Source organism: Salinigranum halophilum (assembly GCF_007004735.1).
Classification (GTDB): domain Archaea; phylum Halobacteriota; class Halobacteria; order Halobacteriales; family Haloferacaceae; genus Salinigranum; species Salinigranum halophilum.
Genome location: NZ_SSNL01000004.1, coordinates 258944 through 277255 on the forward strand (window position 1 = coordinate 258944; position 18312 = coordinate 277255).

General features: G+C 68.4%; 16 protein-coding genes. 9 read left to right on the top strand and 7 right to left on the bottom strand.

Annotated elements, in window-relative coordinates; translation table 11 throughout:
- The first annotated feature begins 210 nt into the window (after window positions 1–210).
- Window positions 211–1944 carry a glutamate--tRNA ligase gene (locus E6N53_RS09975; RefSeq protein WP_142858921.1) on the top strand — a complete coding sequence of 578 codons (1734 nt, stop codon included), beginning with the start codon at window positions 211–213 and terminating at the stop codon, window positions 1942–1944.
- A gap of 13 nt (window positions 1945–1957) precedes the next feature.
- On the opposite strand, the gene E6N53_RS09980 is transcribed toward E6N53_RS09975, so the two are convergent.
- Both E6N53_RS09980 and speB read right to left on the bottom strand, forming a co-directional pair.
- Window positions 1958–4117: a PAS domain S-box protein gene (locus tag E6N53_RS09980; RefSeq protein WP_142858923.1), complete on the bottom strand. Its 2160-nt coding sequence runs from the start codon at window positions 4115–4117 to the stop codon at window positions 1958–1960.
- Window positions 4118–4196: 79 nt separating this feature from the next.
- Window positions 4197–5210 (bottom strand): agmatinase, encoded by a 1014-nt coding sequence (gene speB / locus E6N53_RS09985; protein ID WP_236642332.1) that lies wholly within the window; start codon window positions 5208–5210, stop codon window positions 4197–4199.
- Window positions 5211–5495: 285 nt separating this feature from the next.
- On the opposite strand from speB, the gene E6N53_RS09990 reads away from it, so the two are divergent.
- Window positions 5496–6491 carry an NrpR regulatory domain-containing protein gene (locus E6N53_RS09990; RefSeq protein ID WP_136590201.1) on the top strand — a complete coding sequence of 332 codons (996 nt, stop codon included), beginning with the start codon at window positions 5496–5498 and terminating at the stop codon, window positions 6489–6491.
- A 14-nt stretch (window positions 6492–6505) separates the two neighbouring features.
- Here the strand turns inward: E6N53_RS09990 and E6N53_RS09995 are convergent, their stop codons facing one another.
- Both E6N53_RS09995 and E6N53_RS10000 read right to left on the bottom strand, forming a co-directional pair.
- Entirely contained in the window at window positions 6506–6736 is a 231-nt protein-coding gene (locus E6N53_RS09995) for a hypothetical protein (protein ID WP_136590202.1), read from the bottom strand.
- On the bottom strand, window positions 6733–8250 hold the full coding sequence (locus E6N53_RS10000) for a sodium:solute symporter family protein (protein ID WP_136590203.1): 1518 nt from the start codon (window positions 8248–8250) through the stop codon (window positions 6733–6735). Before E6N53_RS10000 ends, E6N53_RS09995 begins: the two co-directional genes overlap by 4 nt.
- A 158-nt stretch (window positions 8251–8408) precedes the next feature.
- On the opposite strand from E6N53_RS10000, the gene E6N53_RS10005 reads away from it, so the two are divergent.
- Complete coding sequence (locus tag E6N53_RS10005; RefSeq protein WP_142858925.1) at window positions 8409–9050, top strand: cyclase family protein; 642 nt, start codon at window positions 8409–8411, stop codon at window positions 9048–9050.
- Between the two features lie 63 nt (window positions 9051–9113).
- Here the strand turns inward: E6N53_RS10005 and E6N53_RS10010 are convergent, their stop codons facing one another.
- Window positions 9114–9596 (bottom strand): DUF456 domain-containing protein, encoded by a 483-nt coding sequence (locus E6N53_RS10010; protein ID WP_142858927.1) that lies wholly within the window; start codon window positions 9594–9596, stop codon window positions 9114–9116.
- Window positions 9597–9721: 125 nt separating this feature from the next.
- Between E6N53_RS10010 and E6N53_RS10015 the strand changes: the two genes are divergently transcribed.
- From E6N53_RS10015 to E6N53_RS10030, 4 genes are all read left to right on the top strand, one after another.
- The gene (locus E6N53_RS10015; RefSeq protein ID WP_142858929.1) at window positions 9722–10786 is read left to right on the top strand and encodes a DUF502 domain-containing protein; all 1065 of its coding nucleotides are present in this window, start codon (window positions 9722–9724) and stop codon (window positions 10784–10786) included.
- Window positions 10783–11211: an archease gene (locus E6N53_RS10020; protein WP_142858931.1), complete on the top strand. Its 429-nt coding sequence runs from the start codon at window positions 10783–10785 to the stop codon at window positions 11209–11211. The genes E6N53_RS10015 and E6N53_RS10020 overlap by 4 nt, the downstream gene beginning before the upstream one ends.
- Window positions 11212–11295: 84 nt before the next feature.
- The gene (locus tag E6N53_RS10025; RefSeq protein ID WP_142858933.1) at window positions 11296–12411 is read left to right on the top strand and encodes a DoxX family protein; all 1116 of its coding nucleotides are present in this window, start codon (window positions 11296–11298) and stop codon (window positions 12409–12411) included.
- A 50-nt stretch (window positions 12412–12461) separates the two neighbouring features.
- Window positions 12462–13967, top strand: a complete 1506-nt coding sequence (locus E6N53_RS10030) for an RtcB family protein (protein WP_142858935.1) — start codon at window positions 12462–12464, stop codon at window positions 13965–13967.
- Window positions 13968–14195: 228 nt separating this feature from the next.
- On the opposite strand, the gene E6N53_RS10035 is transcribed toward E6N53_RS10030, so the two are convergent.
- Both E6N53_RS10035 and E6N53_RS10040 read right to left on the bottom strand, forming a co-directional pair.
- On the bottom strand, window positions 14196–14546 hold the full coding sequence (locus tag E6N53_RS10035) for a DUF7969 family protein (protein ID WP_142859636.1): 351 nt from the start codon (window positions 14544–14546) through the stop codon (window positions 14196–14198).
- Between the two features lie 76 nt (window positions 14547–14622).
- Window positions 14623–15399 carry an alpha/beta fold hydrolase gene (locus E6N53_RS10040; protein ID WP_142858937.1) on the bottom strand — a complete coding sequence of 259 codons (777 nt, stop codon included), beginning with the start codon at window positions 15397–15399 and terminating at the stop codon, window positions 14623–14625.
- A gap of 167 nt (window positions 15400–15566) precedes the next feature.
- Here E6N53_RS10040 and E6N53_RS10045 point away from each other — a divergent pair, with 167 nt between their 5' ends.
- Complete coding sequence (locus tag E6N53_RS10045) at window positions 15567–15815, top strand: DUF7127 family protein (RefSeq protein WP_142858939.1); 249 nt, start codon at window positions 15567–15569, stop codon at window positions 15813–15815.
- A gap of 49 nt (window positions 15816–15864) precedes the next feature.
- The gene (locus E6N53_RS10050) at window positions 15865–18126 is read left to right on the top strand and encodes a CDC48 family AAA ATPase (protein WP_142858941.1); all 2262 of its coding nucleotides are present in this window, start codon (window positions 15865–15867) and stop codon (window positions 18124–18126) included.
- Window positions 18127–18312 lie beyond the last annotated feature (186 nt).

Sequence of the window (18312 nt, forward strand, 5' to 3'; positions counted from 1 at the left end):
GCCGTCGCGGCGGTCGCTCGCCGACTGGCCACGTCTGTCGGCGACGCGCCGACGACACACACCGTTCGCCAGATACCTCCGTCGACAGCCGCGAAACACTCATACACCTCGGCGTGGTAACTAGTCACGTACCCCTGCCCGCGTGCACCGTCGCCCACCGAGGCCGGGAATCCGGGTCTCTTTTGCCGACCCCTTTCCGACAAGGAGACAATGGAAGACGAACTCCGCGAGCGCGTCGAACAGGTCGCCGAAGCCCACGCCCTGTTCAACGCGCTGAAGCACGACGGCGACGCCGACGTCGGTGCCGTGATGGGGCCGATGATGGGCGAGAACCCCGACTTCCGACCGCACGGCGACGAGATTCCCGGTGTCGTCGCCGGGGTCGTCCAGCAGGTGAACGCGATGGATACCGAGGAGAAACGCGCCCGCCTGGAGGAACTCGCTCCCGAGCGGGCCGACGAACTCGACGCCGACGAGGAGGGCGACGACCACACGCTGCCCGACCTCCCGAACGCCGACGCGTACGAACAGGTCCGAATGCGCGCCGCGCCGAACCCGAACGGTCCGTGGCACATCGGCCACGCCCGGATGCCGGCGGTCATCGGCACTTATAAAGAAAGATACGACGGCGAGTTCGTCGTCCGCTTCGACGACACCGACCCCGAGACGAAGCGGCCCGACCTGGACGCGTACGGCGCAATCCTCGACGACATCGACTACCTCGGGTTCGAACCCGACGAGGTCGTGAAAGCCTCCGACCGGGTCGAAACGTACTACGAGTACGCCCACGACCTCATCGGCGCCGGCGGGGCGTACACGTGTTCGTGTCCCCAAGCGGAGTTCTCCGACCTGAAGAACGCCGGCGAGGCCTGCCCCCACCGGGACAAATCGACGGAGACCACCCGCGAGGAGTTCGACGCGATGGTGAACGGCGAGTACGCCTCGGGAGAGATGGTGCTTCGCGTGCGAACCGACATCGAACACAAGAACCCCGCGCTGCGCGACTGGGTCGGGTTCCGGATGATCGACACGCCCCACCCGCGCGAGGAGGCCGCCGAGTACAGATGCTGGCCGATGCTCGACTTCCAGTCCGGTGTCGACGACCACCTGCTCGGGATCACCCACATCATCCGCGGCATCGACCTGCAGGACTCGGCGAAGCGCCAGCAGTTCGTCTACGACTACTTCGACTGGGAGTATCCGGAGGTCATCCACTGGGGCCACGTCAACGTCGACGCCTACGACGTGAAGCTCTCGACCTCGACGCTGAAAGCGCTCATCGAGGCGGGCGACCTCGACGGCTGGGACGACCCGCGTGCGCCCACGCTCGGGAGCCTCCGGCGACGCGGCATCCGCGGCGAGGCGGTCGTCGAGGCGATGATCGAACTGGGCACCTCCACCTCCAACGTCGACCTCTCGATGTCCTCGGTCTACGCGAAGAACCGTGACCTCGTCGACGACGCGAGCGACCGGTGCTTCTTCGTGCGCGACGGGGTCGAGAAGGCCGTCGTCGCCGGTCCCGAGGCGGGCGAGCCCCCGGTCCACCCCGACCACGAGGAGCGCGGGCGGCGACACATCCCGGTCGCGGGTGCCGTCCTGGTCGAACCCGACGACGTCCCCGCCAACGGCGAGCGTGTCTGGCTGAAAGGGTACGGCTGCGTCCGCCACACCCGCGACGCGTTCGAGTTCACGGGCGACGACATCGACGTGGTCCGCGAGGGCGACGTTGACGTGGTCCACTGGGTCCCCGCCGACGGCTCACTCCCCGTCCGGATGCGCACGATGGACGGCGACGTGATGGGCCGCACCGAACCGGGCTTCGCCGACCGCGACGCGGACGACGTGGTACAGTTCGAGCGGATCGGCTTCGTCCGCGTCGACGAGGTGGCCGCGGACGGCGCGCAGTCGGGCGACGAGAGCCTCGTCTACTTCGCACACCCGTAGGCTCTCCCCCGGCTCACACGTCGTCGACGCCGGTGACCTCGAACCGGGCACCGCCGCGGTCGCCGTCGGTCGCCCTGACGGTCCACCCGTGTGCCTCGGCGATCTCCCTGACGATGGCGAGGCCGAACCCGGTCCCCTCCGGGTCGGTCGAGTACCCCGCCTCGAACACCCGTTCGCGCTCGTCGCGGGGGATGCCGGGGCCGTCGTCGGCGACGTAGAACCCCCCGGGGTAGTCGCCGACGGTCACGGTCGTCCCCCCGTGGTCGACGGCGTTGGTGAGGAGGTTCTCCAGCAGTTGCTGGAGGCGACCGCGGTCGGCTCGGACCGTCCGCTCGGTCTCGACGACGAGGGCCGCGTCACTCGCGACGGCGGGGTCCCAGCACTCGGCCGCGAGCGTCGCGACGTCGACGGGAGTGGTGGTGTCCTGGACGCGTTCGCCTTCTCGAGCGAGTGTCAGGAGGTCTTCGACCAGCGTCTGGCTCCGTCGAATCGCGCGCGCCGCGGGCGGGAGGTGCTCGCTGGTGCACGCTTCCATCGCGAGTTCGAGCCGGCCGTCGGCGACGCTCAGCGGGTTCCGCAGGTCGTGTGAGACGACGCTGGCGAACGAGTCGAGCCGCTGGTTCTGTCGCTCGAGTTCCCGCTCGCGCTCTCTGAAGCTCGTTATCTCGTGAGCGACGCCGATGACGCCCTCGACGTCCCCGTCGATGCGAAGCGGCGTGAGCCGGTACTCCAGGGTTTCCGGCCCGTGGCCGCGTAACTCGACTTCGAGCTCACCGCAGACCGCCTCGCGTTCCCCGTTGAGGAGTTCCTGATACCTGTCGCCGTCTCCCTCGGCGCGGACGTGCGGGACGAGGCCGCTCTGTTGGCCCACGAGCTCCTCCCGGGTGGTGCCGTAGAACGCCGCGAGGTACTCGTTGACGACCTCGAACCGCCCGTCGGCGTCGTAGATACAGGCCGCCTCCTGCATCGTGTTCACCAGGCTCTCGTAGCGTTTCAGCTCCCGCTCGCGCTCGGTGCGCTCGGTGATGTCGACGGCGACGCCGAAGACCGCGACTGGCTCGTCGGGGTCGGACCGCTCGCCCGTGTCGTAGATCGGCACCTTCGTCGAGAGGAAGGTCCGCGGTTCGCCGTCGACGGAGACCCGTTCTTCGGTCTCGATTGGCTCGTTGCGCGCGAAGACGGCGTGGTCGTTCGCCGTCACCTCGTCGGCCATCTCCTCCGGGAGCAGGTCGTAGTCGGTCCGCCCGATGATCTCCTCGTCGTCGACGTCGAACAGCTCACGGTGGCTCTGGTTGACGAAGACGTACCGCCCCTCGTCGTCCTTCATGAACATCGGCGTCGTCGTGTTCTCGAGGATGGCTTCGAGCCGGCGCCGCGTCGCCTCCAGTTCCCGCTCGCGCTCGGTGCGTTCGGTGACGTCCTGGAACTGCGAGAAGACGGCGACGACCGAGCCGTCCTCGTCGGTCACGACCCGGTTGTGCCACTCACAGACGATGTGTGTCCCGTCCTTGCGCACGTTCTCGTCGACGCTGTGGAAGCCGCCGGTTGCCTCCGAGAGGGCGTCGGTGACCGCGTCGACGTTCTCGTAGCTGGCGTCGGTCACGAGCGCCTCCCAGGTCTCGCCCACCAGTTCCTCCTCGGCGTATCCGAGGATCTCCTCGCCGGCCCCGTTGAGCCGGACGATCTCGAAGTCCTCGTTGTACTCGAGGACCCCCAGCGGCGACTGTTCGATGAACAGCGAGAGGCGCTTCTCGCTGTCCGCGAGCGCGACGCGACCCCGGTGCTGTTCGACCGCGTTCACGATGCGGTTCGCGAGCAGCGTGTACTGGCTCGTGCCCGTCTCCTTCTGGAGGTAATCCGTCACGCCCGCCGAGATGGCCTCGCTGGCGACCTCCTCGCTCCCTTTCCCGGTGAAGAGGACGAACGGGAGCTCCGGATGTGCCTCGCGGACGGCTTCGAGGAACTCGATTCCGTTCTGTCCGGCCATGTCGTAGTCGGAGACGACGCAGTCGACGTGTCCGGCGGCCAACCGCGCGAGTCCCTCGCGCGCACTGGGCGCGGTCTCGACCTCGAACCGGTCGTCTTCTCGTTCGAGGAACGCAGCAGCCATCGCGGTGAAGTCCGGCTCGTCGTCCACGTGGAGGACGTGAATCGTCCCGAGCGCCGGGTACATACCACGTATCAGACGAGAACGGGGTATAGTTCTAAGCATTCGACGCCTCGCCGGTCCGTCTGCCCCGGTGGCCGCGGACTCACTCGGCGAACTGGCGTTCGAGGAACGTCACGAGGAGGTACGCCGCCAGCCGCTGGGTGCCGTCCGTCGGGTCGTAGCCCGGTGCGACCTCCATGAGGTCGACCGCTCCCACCTCGTCGCGGGCCCCGGCTGTCTCCATGACGGTCAACGCCTCGTCCGCGGTGAGCCCACCGGGTTCGGGCGTCCCCGTTCCGGGGGCGACGCTCGGGTCGACCGCGTCGATGTCGAACGTGAGATAGACGGCGTCGGTACCCGCCGAGACGCTATCGATGGCCGCCTCGACGACCGAGGCGATTCCCTGCGTGGCGACGTCGCCCTGCGTGTAGAGCGTCAGCCCGGTCTCGTCGGCGAACTCGAAGAACGCCGGCGACTCGTACCCCCGAATCCCCACCTGCGCGACGTGTTCGTAGTCACAGAACTCGGTGTCGGCGATGTGGTGGGTGCTGGAGCCGTGGAAGTGCTCGCCGAAGACGGGACTCTCGGCCGCGGTGTCGGTGTGGGCGTCGATTTGGACCACCCCGACGCTGTCGGCGTCGATTCCCTCGGCGAAGCCGCGTACCGACGGGAAGGTGCAGTAGTGGTCGCCGCCGAGGAGGACCGGCATCGCTCCCTGGGCCGCCACGGTCGCGACGTGGGCGGTGACGCTCTCGGCGGTGGTCTCGTAGTCCATCGGGAAGACGGGGACGTCACCGCAGTCGACCAGGTCGAGCGCGCCGAAGTCGACCTCGCGGCCAGTGCGCATGTTCGTCAACCCGCCCTTGTAGCCCGAGAGGTAGGCCCACCACGCGCTGGCCTCGCGGATAGCCCCCGGGCCGTACCGCGTGCCAGGCCGGTTCGAGACGGCACCGTCGTACGGTACACCAAGCACGGCCGCGTCCACGCCCGCGACGTCGCTCGGTGAGCGCAGGGAGGACTTCAGGAACGTGTCGATTCCCGCGTAGGGCAGTTCGACCGACGCTCCCGTCGTCCGCTCACGGAACGTCTCGGCGCGCGTTTCGGTTCGTTCGTCCATCATATCTCACCGTTCATTGTGGAAGCTCACTTCCGCCTTTCGATGAGTCTGTGAGAGGCGGTATTAAAAATTCGGTTGCGACACGGCAGTCGAAGCCACCCCCCAGTACGCCGACGAACTGTCGCATGAAACGAGTGTGGTGGCCACGAGCGCCGTGGGTCACCCGTCGAGCGGCCGACTACCGGGACGGGACAGACGGTGGAAGTCGACTGCCGCACGTGGTCGAGACGTGTGGTCGGGTCGAACAGCACGCCTATGTGGGGCGGGGAGAGTGTGTGACCAACGATGCCCGTCGACCTCGACCGTCGAACGTACGACCTCCTGCGGCTCATCCGGGCGAACGAGCCCATCGGGAGCATCCGCCTCGTCGACCTGCTACAGCAGCGCGGCTACGACATCAAGGGCCGAACGGTCCGGCTGATGCTGTCGGACCTCGACGAGGCCGGCTTCACCCAGAAGGTGCCCGGGAAGGGCCGCCGACTCACCGAGGCGGGGGACGCCGAACTCGACCGTGGCGACGTCGGCGGCCGGCTGCGACAGGTGCGCGAACGCATCGCGACGCTCACGAGCCAGGTCACGTACGACCCGACGGAGGACGCGGGCGAACTCCTCCCCTGTACCGCCGAGGTCCCGGTCGACGACGCTCCCGCGGCGTTCGACGCACTGGAAGCACTCGGTGCGTCGCCGCTGGGCCCGGCGATGGTCGCCGCGCGCGTGACCGGTGCGTCGGTGGAACTCAAGCTCCCGTCGAGCATCACCCTCGACGGGGTGCTCCTCTCGCGCGGCATCGACGTCGACCTCACGACCGCCGGGCTGGTGGAGTACCGTCCGGGAGACGAGACGGTCAACAGGTACATCGACACGCTGAGCGGCGAGGGGTCGACGATGGACGTGGTGAGCCTCCTCATCGAGGCCGGCCGCACCGACGTCGACGCCGTCCTGGCCGAGGAGATGGGTGTCCTCATCGTCGACAACCGCGAGTTTCCGCTCACCCGGTTCGCCGAGAGCGAGGACCTCGCGCTGGCGACGACCGCAAACGTCGGTGGCGTCCTCGACATCCGCCGTCCCCGCGAGTCCGGGCCGTTCCCGCGGGGCGAGCCGAGCTGGGACTTCGCGTCGCTCACGTACGGGGGCATCGGCGAACTGTCCATCGCGCTGCTGGCAGAGCGGTCGCTCGTCGACTCGTGGGAGACGCTCGGAGAACCCGTCGCTCGAAGCGCGTTCGAGCCCGCCTCGGTCGTCCGCGCGGCCCTCGCCGAGGAGGGCGTCGAGGCGGAGTAGCGGCGCGAAGAACCTCAGGCACCGACGACGATGAGCAGGACGAGCGCGAGGAAGAAACCACCCCACATCAACAGCGAGTTGCGCGTGACCCGCTTCGACTCGAGCGGCTTGACGCCGCTTGCGGCCCCCTTCTCCTCGTCGGCGAAGCCCTGACTGACGAACCAGTAGACGACCACGCCCGCGAAGGCGAACTCGGCGACCCAGAAGAGGGCGATGAGCGCCGTGAAGAGCGTCTCACCCATCATCGGCGCTCACCCTCGTCTTCGACCGCCGCCCCGCCGTCGGCGAGCATCTCCGAGCCCTCCTGTGCGATGTCCTCGAACGCGAAGTCGTCCGGGGCGAGCCGGCTCACCACGAGCGTCAGCCCCGTCGAGACGAGATGGCCGACGGCCATGATCTCCCAGAGCTTCAGCGTCACGCCGCCCGAGATGACGCCGACGGTCGACGCGAGTAAGAACCCGGTGGCGACCTGGCTGACGAGGACACCGGTGACGAAGCCGGCCGAAGAGGCCTTCCGCCAGAACAAAGAGAGGGCGAAGGGACCGACGAGCGCGCTCGCGCCGATCCCACCGATGAGCAGCAGTTCGATGAAGCCGACGCTGTCGATGGCGAAGACGGTGCCGACGAAGATGATGGCCGCGAAACCGATGCTGGCGACGCGGGCGACGCGGAGTTGCTGTCCGTCGCTCGCGTCGGTGTTCAGGTGGCGGTAGTAGATGTCGCGGGAGGTGAGCGAGGCGATGGCGGTCAGATACGAGTCCGTCGACGACCCGAGCACCATCAACGTCACGAGCAAGAACACGATGGTCGCCCACTCCGGCAGGAGCGAGAGCGTCTCCACCGAGAGGTTACCGGGTGCGACGTCGGTGAAGACGGCCAACCCGACGAAGCCGATGACGGCGTACATGGCGATGGTCGTGAACACCCCGATGCCGCCGATGGTGAGAAAGCGGGAGGTCTTGTCGCGGCGGACGGCGAAGATGCGCTGCCACGTCGCCAGCGAGACGACGCCCCAGACGCCGAGACCGAGCGCGTACGGGAGGAAGAAGTCCTCGATGGGCGCGAAGTTGGCCATCGAGAGGAAGCTCGACGCGTCCGACCCCAGGTTCTGGACCATGTTGGTGTAGACGACGCCGGGACCGCCGGCCTCGAACAGGAGGATGGGGACGAACACGAGCGTGAGGACGACGGCCGAGACGAACTGGATGAAGTCGGTCGTCATCGACCCCCACAGGCCGCCGAGGAGGATGTAGACGCCGATGACGCCCATGAGCACGGCCATCACGACGTTGGTGTCGATGCCGGTGAGTCCGCCGATGACCGCGCCGCCGACGTACAGTTGGATGACGCCGCCGAGCACCATCGTGTAGAGGATGACGAACACCACCGCGAGGTGGGCGCGCTTGTCGAACCGCTCGATGAAGTACTCGCTGTAGGTCAGCCCCTGCGGGAACAGTTTGCGCATCCGCAGGGCGAAGGGAATAACGACGAACGACGAGAGGACGGCGGGCGCGGCGTACATCCAGATGCCCGCGACGCCGACGAAGCCGACGTACTCGGGGACGCCGAGGATGTCCCCGGCCCACATCCACGTGACGGCGAACGAGGCAGTGGTGAGGCCGACCTGCGCCCGCCCGCCCGCGGTAATGAACTCGCGGGTGTCGGTCACGCCCTGTCGCCGGTAGATGTAGTACGTCAGTCCGATCATGAGCGCCCCCCACAGCGCGAGGAGCGCGAAGCCGCCGGTCTGACTAACCATCCTGTCCCTCCCCCCGACCCGCGCGTGCGGCGCACACGGCGCGGCGGACGGTGGTAACGTTATGCCACATGTTATCCACAGTCTACAATGCGACGCATAAACGTTGTGGTGTGTATTCACACGACAAGACGTAACTCCTCCACTGAGAAGTCGGACGTATGCCCACGTACGACCTCTCACACCCGCTGGAGACGGGGATGCAGACGTACCCGGACGACCCCGACGTTGCCCTCTCGCCGCACGCCGGATTCGACGCCGACGGCTACCGGGTGACGGCTCTCTCGATAGGGAGTCACACCGGCACCCACGTCGACGCGCCGAGCCACACCGAACGGGACGGGAAGACGCTGGGTGAGTTCTCGCTCGACACCTTCCGGTTCGACGCGCAGGTGGCCGACGTCCGACGTGACGCCAGAGCGCCGATCGACGTCGCTGACCTCCCCGAAGCGACGGACGCCGACCTCCTCGTCCTCCACACCGGGTGGGACGACCACTGGGGGACCGACCGGTATCTCGACCACCCGTACCTCACCGAGGCGGCCGCGGCGTGGTGCGTCGAACACGACTACCACGTCGCCACCGACGCGCTGAACGTCGACCCGACGCCGAGTCCGAACGCGAGCGAGGACGAGCCGACGGGGTTCGGCGCTCACCACACACTCCTCGGTGCGGACCGACTCATCTACGAGAACCTGACCGGACTGGCGCGCGTGCCGCCGCGGTTCGAGCTGCACGCGTACCCGCTCGCCCTCGACGCGGACGGCGCGCCCGTCCGCGCCGTCGCCGACACCACGGACTGACGTCACAGCTCCCGGCGTTGGATGGCACAGCTCTGCCACCCAATGGCCGGGAGCTGTCGGCAGTCAGACGAACACGACGGCGACGAGCGCGACCAGCAGGCTCAGCGTGAGGAGCAACTGGACGACGGCCGAGCCGAGGACGCCGACGGTCGCGTAGAGTGCGGCACGGGTGCTCGCCTCGGACTCCCCCGTGCGGTAGAACTCCACGGCGAAGGCCGCGCCCGCGACGCCGACGACGAACCCGAGGGGACCGGTGACGAGACCGAGGACGAGTCCGGCGACGAGGGCGACCGCGGCGGTGAGCGGCGACGCGCCCCCCGCACGGACGGCGAGCGCGCTCCCGGCGACGTCGACGAGGCTCGCGACGGCGGCGACGAGGACGAAGCCGACGACGACGACGAGCGAGGGGTCGGCGTACCCCGTCGACCACCAGTAGACGAGGAGGCCGGCGAGCGAGAGCGTCGCGCCCGGCACGGCGGGCAGGAGGCTCCCGACGACGCCGAGGACGGCGAGCGCGAGCGCGACCCACGCGAGTGTTGAGACCATCTCTCGACTCACGAGTCAGCGGCGACGGACAAAACCCGTCCGTTCTGTCGACCGGAGCCGCCGTGCGGGCCCAGACGAGCGCGAGTCCCGGAACGTTTTGGTAGGCACCACTCACAGGTGATGGTATGGCGCAGCTGTCCGAGCGGACCCCCGTGCGCTCTCTGACCGACGTCGTCCGTGAGTCGCTGCTCACGGGTGTCGCCGTCTTCGTCCCCGTCCTCCTCACGACGTTCGTCTTCGCCTTCCTGTTCAACACGCTCTACCGGTATCTCGCGCTCGTCGCCGCGCTCTTCTCGCTCTCGGACCGTATCGTCGTCGTCCCCGGCCTCGTCGTGTCGGCCGAACTCCTCTTGGAGCTGTCCATCCCCGTCGTCGTCCTCGCCGGGGTCTTCGGCGTCGGCTTCGTCGTCGAGCGCTCGCGCTACGGCGAGCAGGCGGTCCACTACTTCGACCGCGCGGCGACGCGCATCCCCGGCTTCGGGTCCATCTACGAGAGTTTCCGGCAGATGTCCGACGTCGTCCTCTCCTCGGACACCGAGAGCTTCCGCGAGGTGAAGCTCGTCGAGTTCCCCCACGAGGGCTCGTACACGCTCGGTTTCGTCACGACGGCGACGCCCGAGGCGCTCGCCGACCCGACGCCGCACGAGGAGATGGTCACGATGTTCCTCCCGATGGCACCGAACCCCGTGATGGGCGGACACCTCGTCCACCTGCCGGTCGACCGCGTGATGGACGTCGACCTCACCGTCGAGGAAGGCGTCCAGACCATCGTCACGAGCGGCGTCGCCATCGCGGACTCCGAACTCGAGAGCGGCCTCTCCGGGGACGAAATCAGGACGCTCGCCGAGGGAGAGGTCGTCGACCGGCGAACGCAGCCGGGCGCGGCGACGTCCTTCGGTCGGCGGACGAACCGCGACAGAGCGGCACGATACCGCGCCGACGTCGACCCGGAGTTCGCCGGTCGCCCCCGACACATCGTCGAACGGGAGCGTGACCCCGACGCCGACCGCGACCCCGACCGCACGCGTCCGGCCCGCGAGGCAGACCGTGCCCGCGAGGCGCGCGACGCGACCCAGTCCCGGCCGGCAGAACGGGCCGACCGCGACCCCGACGACCGCGACCGGACCGACGGCCGACCCGCCGAGCGTGCCGGACGCGACCGCGACGCGGACCGGGGGGACTCACGATGACGTTCCGGCTCCGCGACCACACCGCCGACGTCGCCGTCGAAGCCGAGGCCGCCACCCTCTCGGGCGTGTTCGCCGCCGTCGCCGACGGCCTCACGGCGGCGATGTGTGACGACGTCCCCCCGCCTGACGAGGCCGACGAACCGATGTCGTTCACCGTCGAGGCCGAGTCACGCGAGGCGCTGCTGTTCGACTACCTCGACCAGCTCATCTACGAGCGCGACGTCCGCGGCGTCCTCCCCGCCGACAACGAGGCCGTCGTCTCGGAGCCGGCCGACGCGACGGGCGAGTGGCGCGTCGAGGGCCGGGCACGAGGGGTTCCGTTCGAGCGCGTCGACGCGCGCGACGTCAAGGCGGTGACGTACTCGGAGATGCGACTCGAAGCGGGCGACGACGGCTGGGAGGCGTACGTCGTCTTCGACGTCTAACACGGCCGAACGTTCGTGATCGTCCTCGGGGTGACGGGCGAAGGGGCGCACTGCTTAGGTCGCTCGAGTACTCAGATGTGAGTGATGAATGTCCGCCGGAAGTGGTCGGCCGGAACGACCGTACTGCTGAGCGTTGCGTTCGCGGCCGCGTTCGCCACACCTGCTCGCGCGCACGTCCAGTACGTCACGCCTGGCGGGGACGCGGTCGACCCGCTCGGCTTCCTGCTCTCGACACTCGCCGAGCCGGTGAACGCGGTGCTGCTCGCCGGTGGTGCCGGGGTCGGGGCCGTCTCGCTCCTCGCGTACCTCCGTGTCCGTCCCGTCCGCCGCGACGTGCTCCTCCTGCGGGAGTTGCTCGCGGGCTACCGCGACCTGCTCCCGTGGCTGCTCCGGCTCAGCGTCGGCCTGCCGCTCGTGGGGGCGGGCTTCGCGGGCTACCTGTTCACTCCCGTGTTCACCCCCGCGGAACCCACGCTCGTCCGGCTGTTCGGCATCACCGTCGGGTTCTTGCTCCTCTTCGGGTTCGGGACCCGACTGGTGGCCTCGTTCGGGCTCGCCGTCTACCTCGCCGCGCTCGCCGCCTCGCCCGACCTGCTCCTCGCGTTCGAGTACGTCCCGGGCTTCCTCGCCATCGCACTCGTCGGCGGGGGGCGCCCGAGCGCCGACCAGGTTATCGCACGCATGGCCGCCGACGACCGCACGCTGTACTCGCGAATCGACCCCTTCTACCGGCGCGTGGCCGTCCCCGTCGTCGCGCGCGTCGACGGCTTCAGACAGTACGTCCCGCTCGTCCTCCGTGCGGGCATGGGGGTGGCGTTCGTCTACCTCGGTGTGGTCCAGAAGCTCGCGAACCCCGGCGACTCGCTGGCCGTCGTCGCCAAGTACGACCTCACCGCGGTGGTGCCGGTCGACCCCGCGCTCTGGGTCGTCGGGGCGGGCCTCACCGAGATGGCCGTCGGCTTCGCCCTGCTCTTCGGCGTCTTCACCCGCTTTTTCTCCGGCGTGGCGTTCCTCCTCCTGACGACGACGCTCTTCGGCCTCCCCGACGACCCCGTCGTCGCACACATCTCGGTGTTCGGCCTCGTGAGCGCGCTGCTCGTCACCGGTGCCGGCCCCTTCTCGTTCGACGCGTGGGCCGCGCGTGAGGTGCCCGACGCGGTCCCCAACCCGCTGGACGAGTCTCCGAGCACCGCCGACTGACCGGCCCCAGGGACGGAACCCTTTCCACCGAACGCGTCGAGAGTAGAGGTATGACCACACGCCAGTTCGGCGACGTCACGCTCGAACAGGTCTCCGAGTACGTCTGGGAAATCGAACGCGAGGGCGAGATGCGCGTCCCGGCGCGCGTCTTCGCCAGCGAGGCGCTCCTCGAACAGATCGGCGACGACAAGACGCTCTCGCAGCTCAGAAACGCGACACACCTCCCCGGCATCGCGGACTACGCGGTGTGTATGCCCGACGGCCATCAGGGGTACGGCTTCCCCGTCGGCGGCGTCGGCGCGACGGACGTCGAGACGGGCTGTATCTCGCCCGGGTCGGTCGGCTACGACATCAACTGTGGCGTCCGGATGATGCGGACGAACCTCACCTACGAGGACGTCCAGGGCCGCGAACAGGAACTCGTCGACGCCCTGTTCGAGGCCATCCCCTCGGGGCTCGGCGGCGGCGGGGTCGTCGAGACTTCGGCGGCCGAGGTCGAACGCATCCTCGAAGACGGGATGCGGTGGGCACTGGAACGCGGCTACGCCGTGGAGGACGACCTGACCCACTGCGAGGACGAGGGGTTCAGACCCGAAGCCGACGCCGACGCGGTGTCGCAGAAGGCCAAGGACAGGGGGAAGAACCAGGTCGGGTCGCTCGGGTCGGGCAACCACTTCCTCGAGGTCCAGCGCGTCACCGACGTCTTCCGCGAGGACGTCGCGGACGCGTACGGATTGACCGAAGACCAGGTCGTCGTGCTCATCCACTGTGGCTCTCGCGGGCTGGGCCACCAGACCTGTACGGACTACCTCCGACGCATCGAGAAGGAACACGGCGACCTCCTCGCGGAACTGCCCGACCGCGAACTCGCCGCCGCGCCGGCCGGGTCGGCGCTCGCCGACGAGTACTACCGCGCGATGTGCGCCTGCATCAACTTCGCGTGGGTCAACCGTCAGCTCATCATGCACCGGACCCGCGAGGTGTTCGCCGACGTCTTCGGAACGCCGTGGGAGAGCCTCGAGATGGACCTGCTGTACGACGTCGCACACAACATCGCGAAGAAGGAAGTCCACGAGGTCGCCGTCGACGAGGACGGCGTGCCGACCGCGTACAACGAGGGTGTGGCACGACGCGAGCGCGAACTGTACGTCCACCGCAAGGGGGCCACGCGGGCGTTCCCCGCGGGACGAGAGGAGGTCCCACCGGCGTACCGCGACGTCGGCCAGCCCATCATCATCCCCGGGAGCATGGGCGCGGGGTCGTACGTCCTTCGGGGCGGCGACCGCTCGCTCGAACGCTCTTTCGGGTCGACGGCCCACGGCGCGGGCCGGCTGATGAGCCGGACGCAGGCGAAAAAGGAGTTCTGGGGTGGCGACGTGCAGTCGGAACTCCGCGAGGGTCAGCAGATATACGTGAAGGCCCAGTCGGGTGCGACCGTCGCCGAAGAGGCCCCCGGCGTCTACAAGGACGTCGACGAGGTGGTCCGCGTCTCGGACGCGCTGGGAATCGGTGAGACGGTCGCCCGGACGTTCCCGGTGTGTAACATCAAAGGCTGAGTCGGCTCGAAGAAGCCCACGCCGGTTACAGACGACTGGGAACGGGCGTCACCGTCTTTCCTCGTCCAGTCGCGAGTTACACGTGCGGGAGCAGTCCCGTCTCGTCGTCACGGGTGCGCACGGCCCAGGGGGCGCGGGAGGCGGCACTGTTCCCCACGCGACCCATCTCAGGTCTCACCGGTCTCACCACGCTCATCGGCCCGTTCGGCCGGGCCGTCGATAGGGAGGCTACCCCGTCGGCCCCGACGGACCGCGCGGACCGCGCGGGCCACGGGGACTGACGCCGTCGCTCAGTTCGACGCGCTCGGTGGGCTGGCGCGGGTCGATCTCTCGTCCGTCCTCGTACTTGACGAAGCTCAGGTAGAACGGCTCGCCACAGCCTTCCTCGCCGTCTTTCAGCGTCTCGTCACCGCAGACGAACCGGACTCCCTCGGCGGATTCGTACGCGTCGTCGGGTGCGGCGTACGTCCAGCCCTCGAACGGGTACGGCGTGACGGCCTTGTCGGCGAGGTACGCGTCGCGTTCGAGTTCGGCCAGCGCGCCGCAGTGCGGACAGTAGTAAGTGACCGTGACGGTCACGTCCTCGTCGTCGCTCATCGACTCCTCTAGCGAGCCGAGACGGATAAGCGGTGCGCGCGGAACGCCGGCCAGCGAGTCAGTCGGCGAGGTCGTCGAGGAACGCACGGACCGCCGCGTTGAACGCGGCCGGCTGTTCGAGCATCGCCAGGTGGGCCGCGTCGGGGACTTCCTCGTACGAGCACGCGGGGAGGTTGTCGGCGAGGTACTCGTGGTACCACGGCGGTGTCAACTGGTCGTGCACGCCGACGACGGCGACGCTGGGGGTCGTGACCTCCTCGAGGCGGTCGCGGACGTCGAACCCGTGGCACGTCTGGAAGTCACGGCTGGTGACGGCCTGCCCGGCGTCGTACATCACCTCCGTCGAGGCCTCGACGAGCGCGTCGCTCGGCTCGTGAAAGAGCCGGTCGGGTTCGTGCAGGAACTGGACGGCTCGGTCGAAGTCGTCATCGAGCCACGCGAGGAGGTCGTCGAGGACCGCGAGTCGCGCGCCCGTGCCCGTGAGGACCAGGCCGTCGAGGTCGAGGTCGCGTTCGAGCGCGGTCGTGAGTGCGACGGCCCCGCCGAGCGAGTTGCCGACGAGCACGCGCGCATCGACCGCGCGTGCGACGGCGACGACGTCGTCGACGTACGCCGAGAGGGTCTCGTACCCCGGGTCGGCGTCGACGTCGTCGCTCTCGCCGTGCCCGCTCAGGTCGAGCGCGGTGACCGGCGTCGTGTCCGCGAGGCGGAACTGCGCCCGCCACGCCGCGTGCGATCCACCACTCCCGTGGACGCAGAGGAGGCCCGGACCGTCGGTGTCTCGCCCCCGCGTCCGGGCGACCGTGGTCCGCCCATGGTGTGTAATCCGGTCCATGTGAGCACTCTATCGGGAGGCCGAATAAAGCCCCGTCCACCCGGCTCGCGGCCCGGGACGACGGTGGAACCGCAACACGACCGTTCAGCGGTATCCGGACGCTGTCTGCCGATTCGTTGGCGAAAGGTTTATATACTTATAAAGCTAACTTGTGGTTAGTTGCTATCATGAGTACCCAACAGTTCGCCGGTGCCAACGACCGGTTCCTCCGCCGCTACGAGTACGACGACAGCTGGATCGTCGCGGCCGACCTCGGGGTCGCCGACGACGCGATCGACGTCGACGTCGTCGGAACGACCGCCATCGTCGTGATCGACACCGGCGACAGGGTCGCCGAGACGGAGTTCGAGCTCCCCGGCACCGACGCCGACGTCGCCGTGCAGAACGGCGTCATGACCATCACGGTCACGAAGTGACGCGGCCGGCGACAGCGCAGACACCACAGACACACCACACAGACCCAGTATGAAACTCATCGTTCGACCGCTGAAACAGAAGGACGCAGGGCGCGGACTCGCCGCGATCGACCGCCAGGCCGCCGAAGAACTCGGTCTCGAGGGCGGCGACTTCATCCGCCTCAAGGGACAGAACGGTTCGACTATCGCGCGGGTGTGGCCCGGTTACCCCGAAGACCAGGGCACGGGCGTCATCCGTATCGACGGCCGACTCCGCCAGCAGGCCAACGTCGGCATCGACGACCGCGTCGAGGTCGAGAAGGCGGACGTCAAGCCCGCCTCGCGGGTGACAGTCGCCCTCCCGCAGAACCTCCGCATCGGGGGGAACATCGGGACGTACATCCGCGACAAGCTCGCCGGCCAGCCCGTGACGAAGGGGCAGACCGTCCAGCTCCCGCTGGGCTTCGGCTTCATGGCCTCGTCGAACCAGACCGTGCCGTTGCGGGTGGCATCGACGCAGCCGTCCGGGACGGTCGTCGTCAACGATTCGACCGACGTCGAGATCTCACAGAAGCCCGCCGAGCAGATCCGTGAGACCTCGGCCGGGAGCGACGGCGGCCCCTCCATCACCTACGAGGACATCGGTGGGCTCGACCGCGAGCTCGAACAGGTCCGCGAGATGATCGAGCTGCCGATGCGCCACCCCGAGCTGTTCTCGCGGCTGGGCATCGACCCGCCGAAGGGCGTGCTCTTGCACGGGCCGCCCGGAACGGGGAAGACCCTCATCGCGAAGGCCGTCGCCAACGAGATCGACGCCTCCTTCCACACCATCTCGGGCCCCGAGATCATGTCGAAGTACTACGGGGAGTCCGAAGAGCAGCTCAGAGAGATCTTCGAGGAGGCCGAGGAGAACGCGCCGGCCATCGTCTTCATGGACGAACTCGACTCCATTGCGCCCAAGCGCGAGGAGACGAGCGGTGACGTGGAGCGCCGGGTCGTCGCCCAGCTCCTCTCGCTGATGGACGGTCTCGAATCACGCGGCCAGGTGGTCGTCATCGGTGCCACCAACCGGGTGGACGCTATCGACCCCGCGCTCCGGCGCGGCGGCCGGTTCGACCGCGAGATCGAGATCGGCGTCCCGGACCGTGGGGGCCGCAAGGAGATCATGCAGGTCCACACGCGGAACATGCCGCTCGCAGACGACGTCGAACTCGACGAGTTCGCCGACAACACCCACGGCTTCGTCGGCGCGGACCTCGAGTCGCTGGCCAAGGAGTCGGCGATGAACGCCCTGCGGCGGATTCGCCCCGAACTCGACCTCGAGGCCGAGGAGATCGACGCCGAGATCCTCGAACGCTTGCAGGTGACCCTCGACGACTTCAAGGAGGCGCTGAAGGGAATCGAGCCCTCCGCGCTGCGTGAGGTGTTCGTCGAGGTCCCCGACGTCACCTGGGAGGACGTCGGCGGGCTCGAAGGCACGAAAGAGCGCCTCCGCGAGACCATCCAGTGGCCGCTGGAGTACCCCGAGGTGTTCCAGCAGCTGGATATGGAGGCCGCGAAGGGCGTCATGCTCTACGGGCCGCCGGGCACGGGGAAGACCCTGCTGGCGAAGGCGGTCGCCAACGAGGCCGACTCGAATTTCATCTCCATCAAGGGTCCCGAACTGCTGAACAAGTACGTCGGGGAGTCGGAGAAAGGCGTCCGCGAGGTGTTCAAGAAGGCGCGGGAGAACGCACCGACCGTCGTCTTCTTCGACGAGATCGACTCCATCGCGACCGAGCGCGGCCGCAACACCGGTGACTCCGGCGTGAGCGAACGCATGGTCTCACAGCTGTTGACCGAACTCGACGGCCTCGAAGCGCTCGAGGACGTCGTGGTCATCGCCACCTCGAACCGTCCGGACCTCATCGACTCGGCGCTCCTCCGCCCCGGACGGCTGGACAGACACGTCCACGTGCCCGTCCCCGACGAGGCAGCCCGCCGGGCCATCTTCGACGTGCACACCCGGAACAAGCCGCTCGCGGACGACGTCGACCTCGACGCGCTCGCGTCGAGGACGGAGGGCTACGTCGGTGCCGACGTCGAGGCCGTCTGCCGCGAGGCCGCGATGAGCGCCTCCCGGGAGTTCATCCGCAGCGTCTCCAAAGAGGAGATCGGCGACTCGGTCGGTAACGTCCGCATCACGATGGACCACTTCGAGAGCGCCATCGAGGAGGTCACGCCTTCGGTCACCGACGAGACCCGCCGGCGCTACGAGGAGATCGAACAGCGCTTCAAGAAGAGCGAGGTCGAACGCGACGCCGAGACCGAGGTCAGCCGGACGTTCCAGTAGGACCTTTTTTCGGGTCCTCGCACGTCTTCGACGCGCTCCGCTTCGCCGAACAGCCCGACACCCACACCGAGCCGTCCCTTCGACAGGTTCTTAACCCCGCTCCCCCGAGTCGCAGGTCCGAACACCTCGTCGGGCAGCGCGACGACACGACTTCGTTTCACCGGAAATCGGGTGTGTCAAATCGCT

What these genes read in the sequence shown, in the direction of transcription:
- E6N53_RS10025 (WP_142858933.1), top strand. Translation starts at nt 11,296, where the DNA reads ATGAATGTCCGCCGGAAGTGGTCGGCCGGAACGACCGTACTGCTGAGC.
- E6N53_RS10015 (WP_142858929.1), top strand. Translation starts at nt 9,722, where the DNA reads ATGGCGCAGCTGTCCGAGCGGACCCCCGTGCGCTCTCTGACCGACGTC.
- E6N53_RS10040 (WP_142858937.1), bottom strand. Translation starts at nt 15,399, where the DNA reads ATGGACCGGATTACACACCATGGGCGGACCACGGTCGCCCGGACGCGG.
- E6N53_RS09980 (WP_142858923.1), bottom strand. Translation starts at nt 4,117, where the DNA reads ATGTACCCGGCGCTCGGGACGATTCACGTCCTCCACGTGGACGACGAG.
- E6N53_RS10000 (WP_136590203.1), bottom strand. Translation starts at nt 8,250, where the DNA reads ATGGTTAGTCAGACCGGCGGCTTCGCGCTCCTCGCGCTGTGGGGGGCG.
- E6N53_RS09975 (WP_142858921.1), top strand. Translation starts at nt 211, where the DNA reads ATGGAAGACGAACTCCGCGAGCGCGTCGAACAGGTCGCCGAAGCCCAC.
- E6N53_RS09990 (WP_136590201.1), top strand. Translation starts at nt 5,496, where the DNA reads ATGCCCGTCGACCTCGACCGTCGAACGTACGACCTCCTGCGGCTCATC.
- speB (WP_236642332.1), bottom strand. Translation starts at nt 5,210, where the DNA reads ATGGACGAACGAACCGAAACGCGCGCCGAGACGTTCCGTGAGCGGACG.
- E6N53_RS10030 (WP_142858935.1), top strand. Translation starts at nt 12,462, where the DNA reads ATGACCACACGCCAGTTCGGCGACGTCACGCTCGAACAGGTCTCCGAG.
- E6N53_RS09995 (WP_136590202.1), bottom strand. Translation starts at nt 6,736, where the DNA reads ATGATGGGTGAGACGCTCTTCACGGCGCTCATCGCCCTCTTCTGGGTC.
- E6N53_RS10050 (WP_142858941.1), top strand. Translation starts at nt 15,865, where the DNA reads ATGAAACTCATCGTTCGACCGCTGAAACAGAAGGACGCAGGGCGCGGA.
- E6N53_RS10010 (WP_142858927.1), bottom strand. Translation starts at nt 9,596, where the DNA reads ATGGTCTCAACACTCGCGTGGGTCGCGCTCGCGCTCGCCGTCCTCGGC.
- E6N53_RS10020 (WP_142858931.1), top strand. Translation starts at nt 10,783, where the DNA reads ATGACGTTCCGGCTCCGCGACCACACCGCCGACGTCGCCGTCGAAGCC.
- E6N53_RS10005 (WP_142858925.1), top strand. Translation starts at nt 8,409, where the DNA reads ATGCCCACGTACGACCTCTCACACCCGCTGGAGACGGGGATGCAGACG.
- E6N53_RS10045 (WP_142858939.1), top strand. Translation starts at nt 15,567, where the DNA reads ATGAGTACCCAACAGTTCGCCGGTGCCAACGACCGGTTCCTCCGCCGC.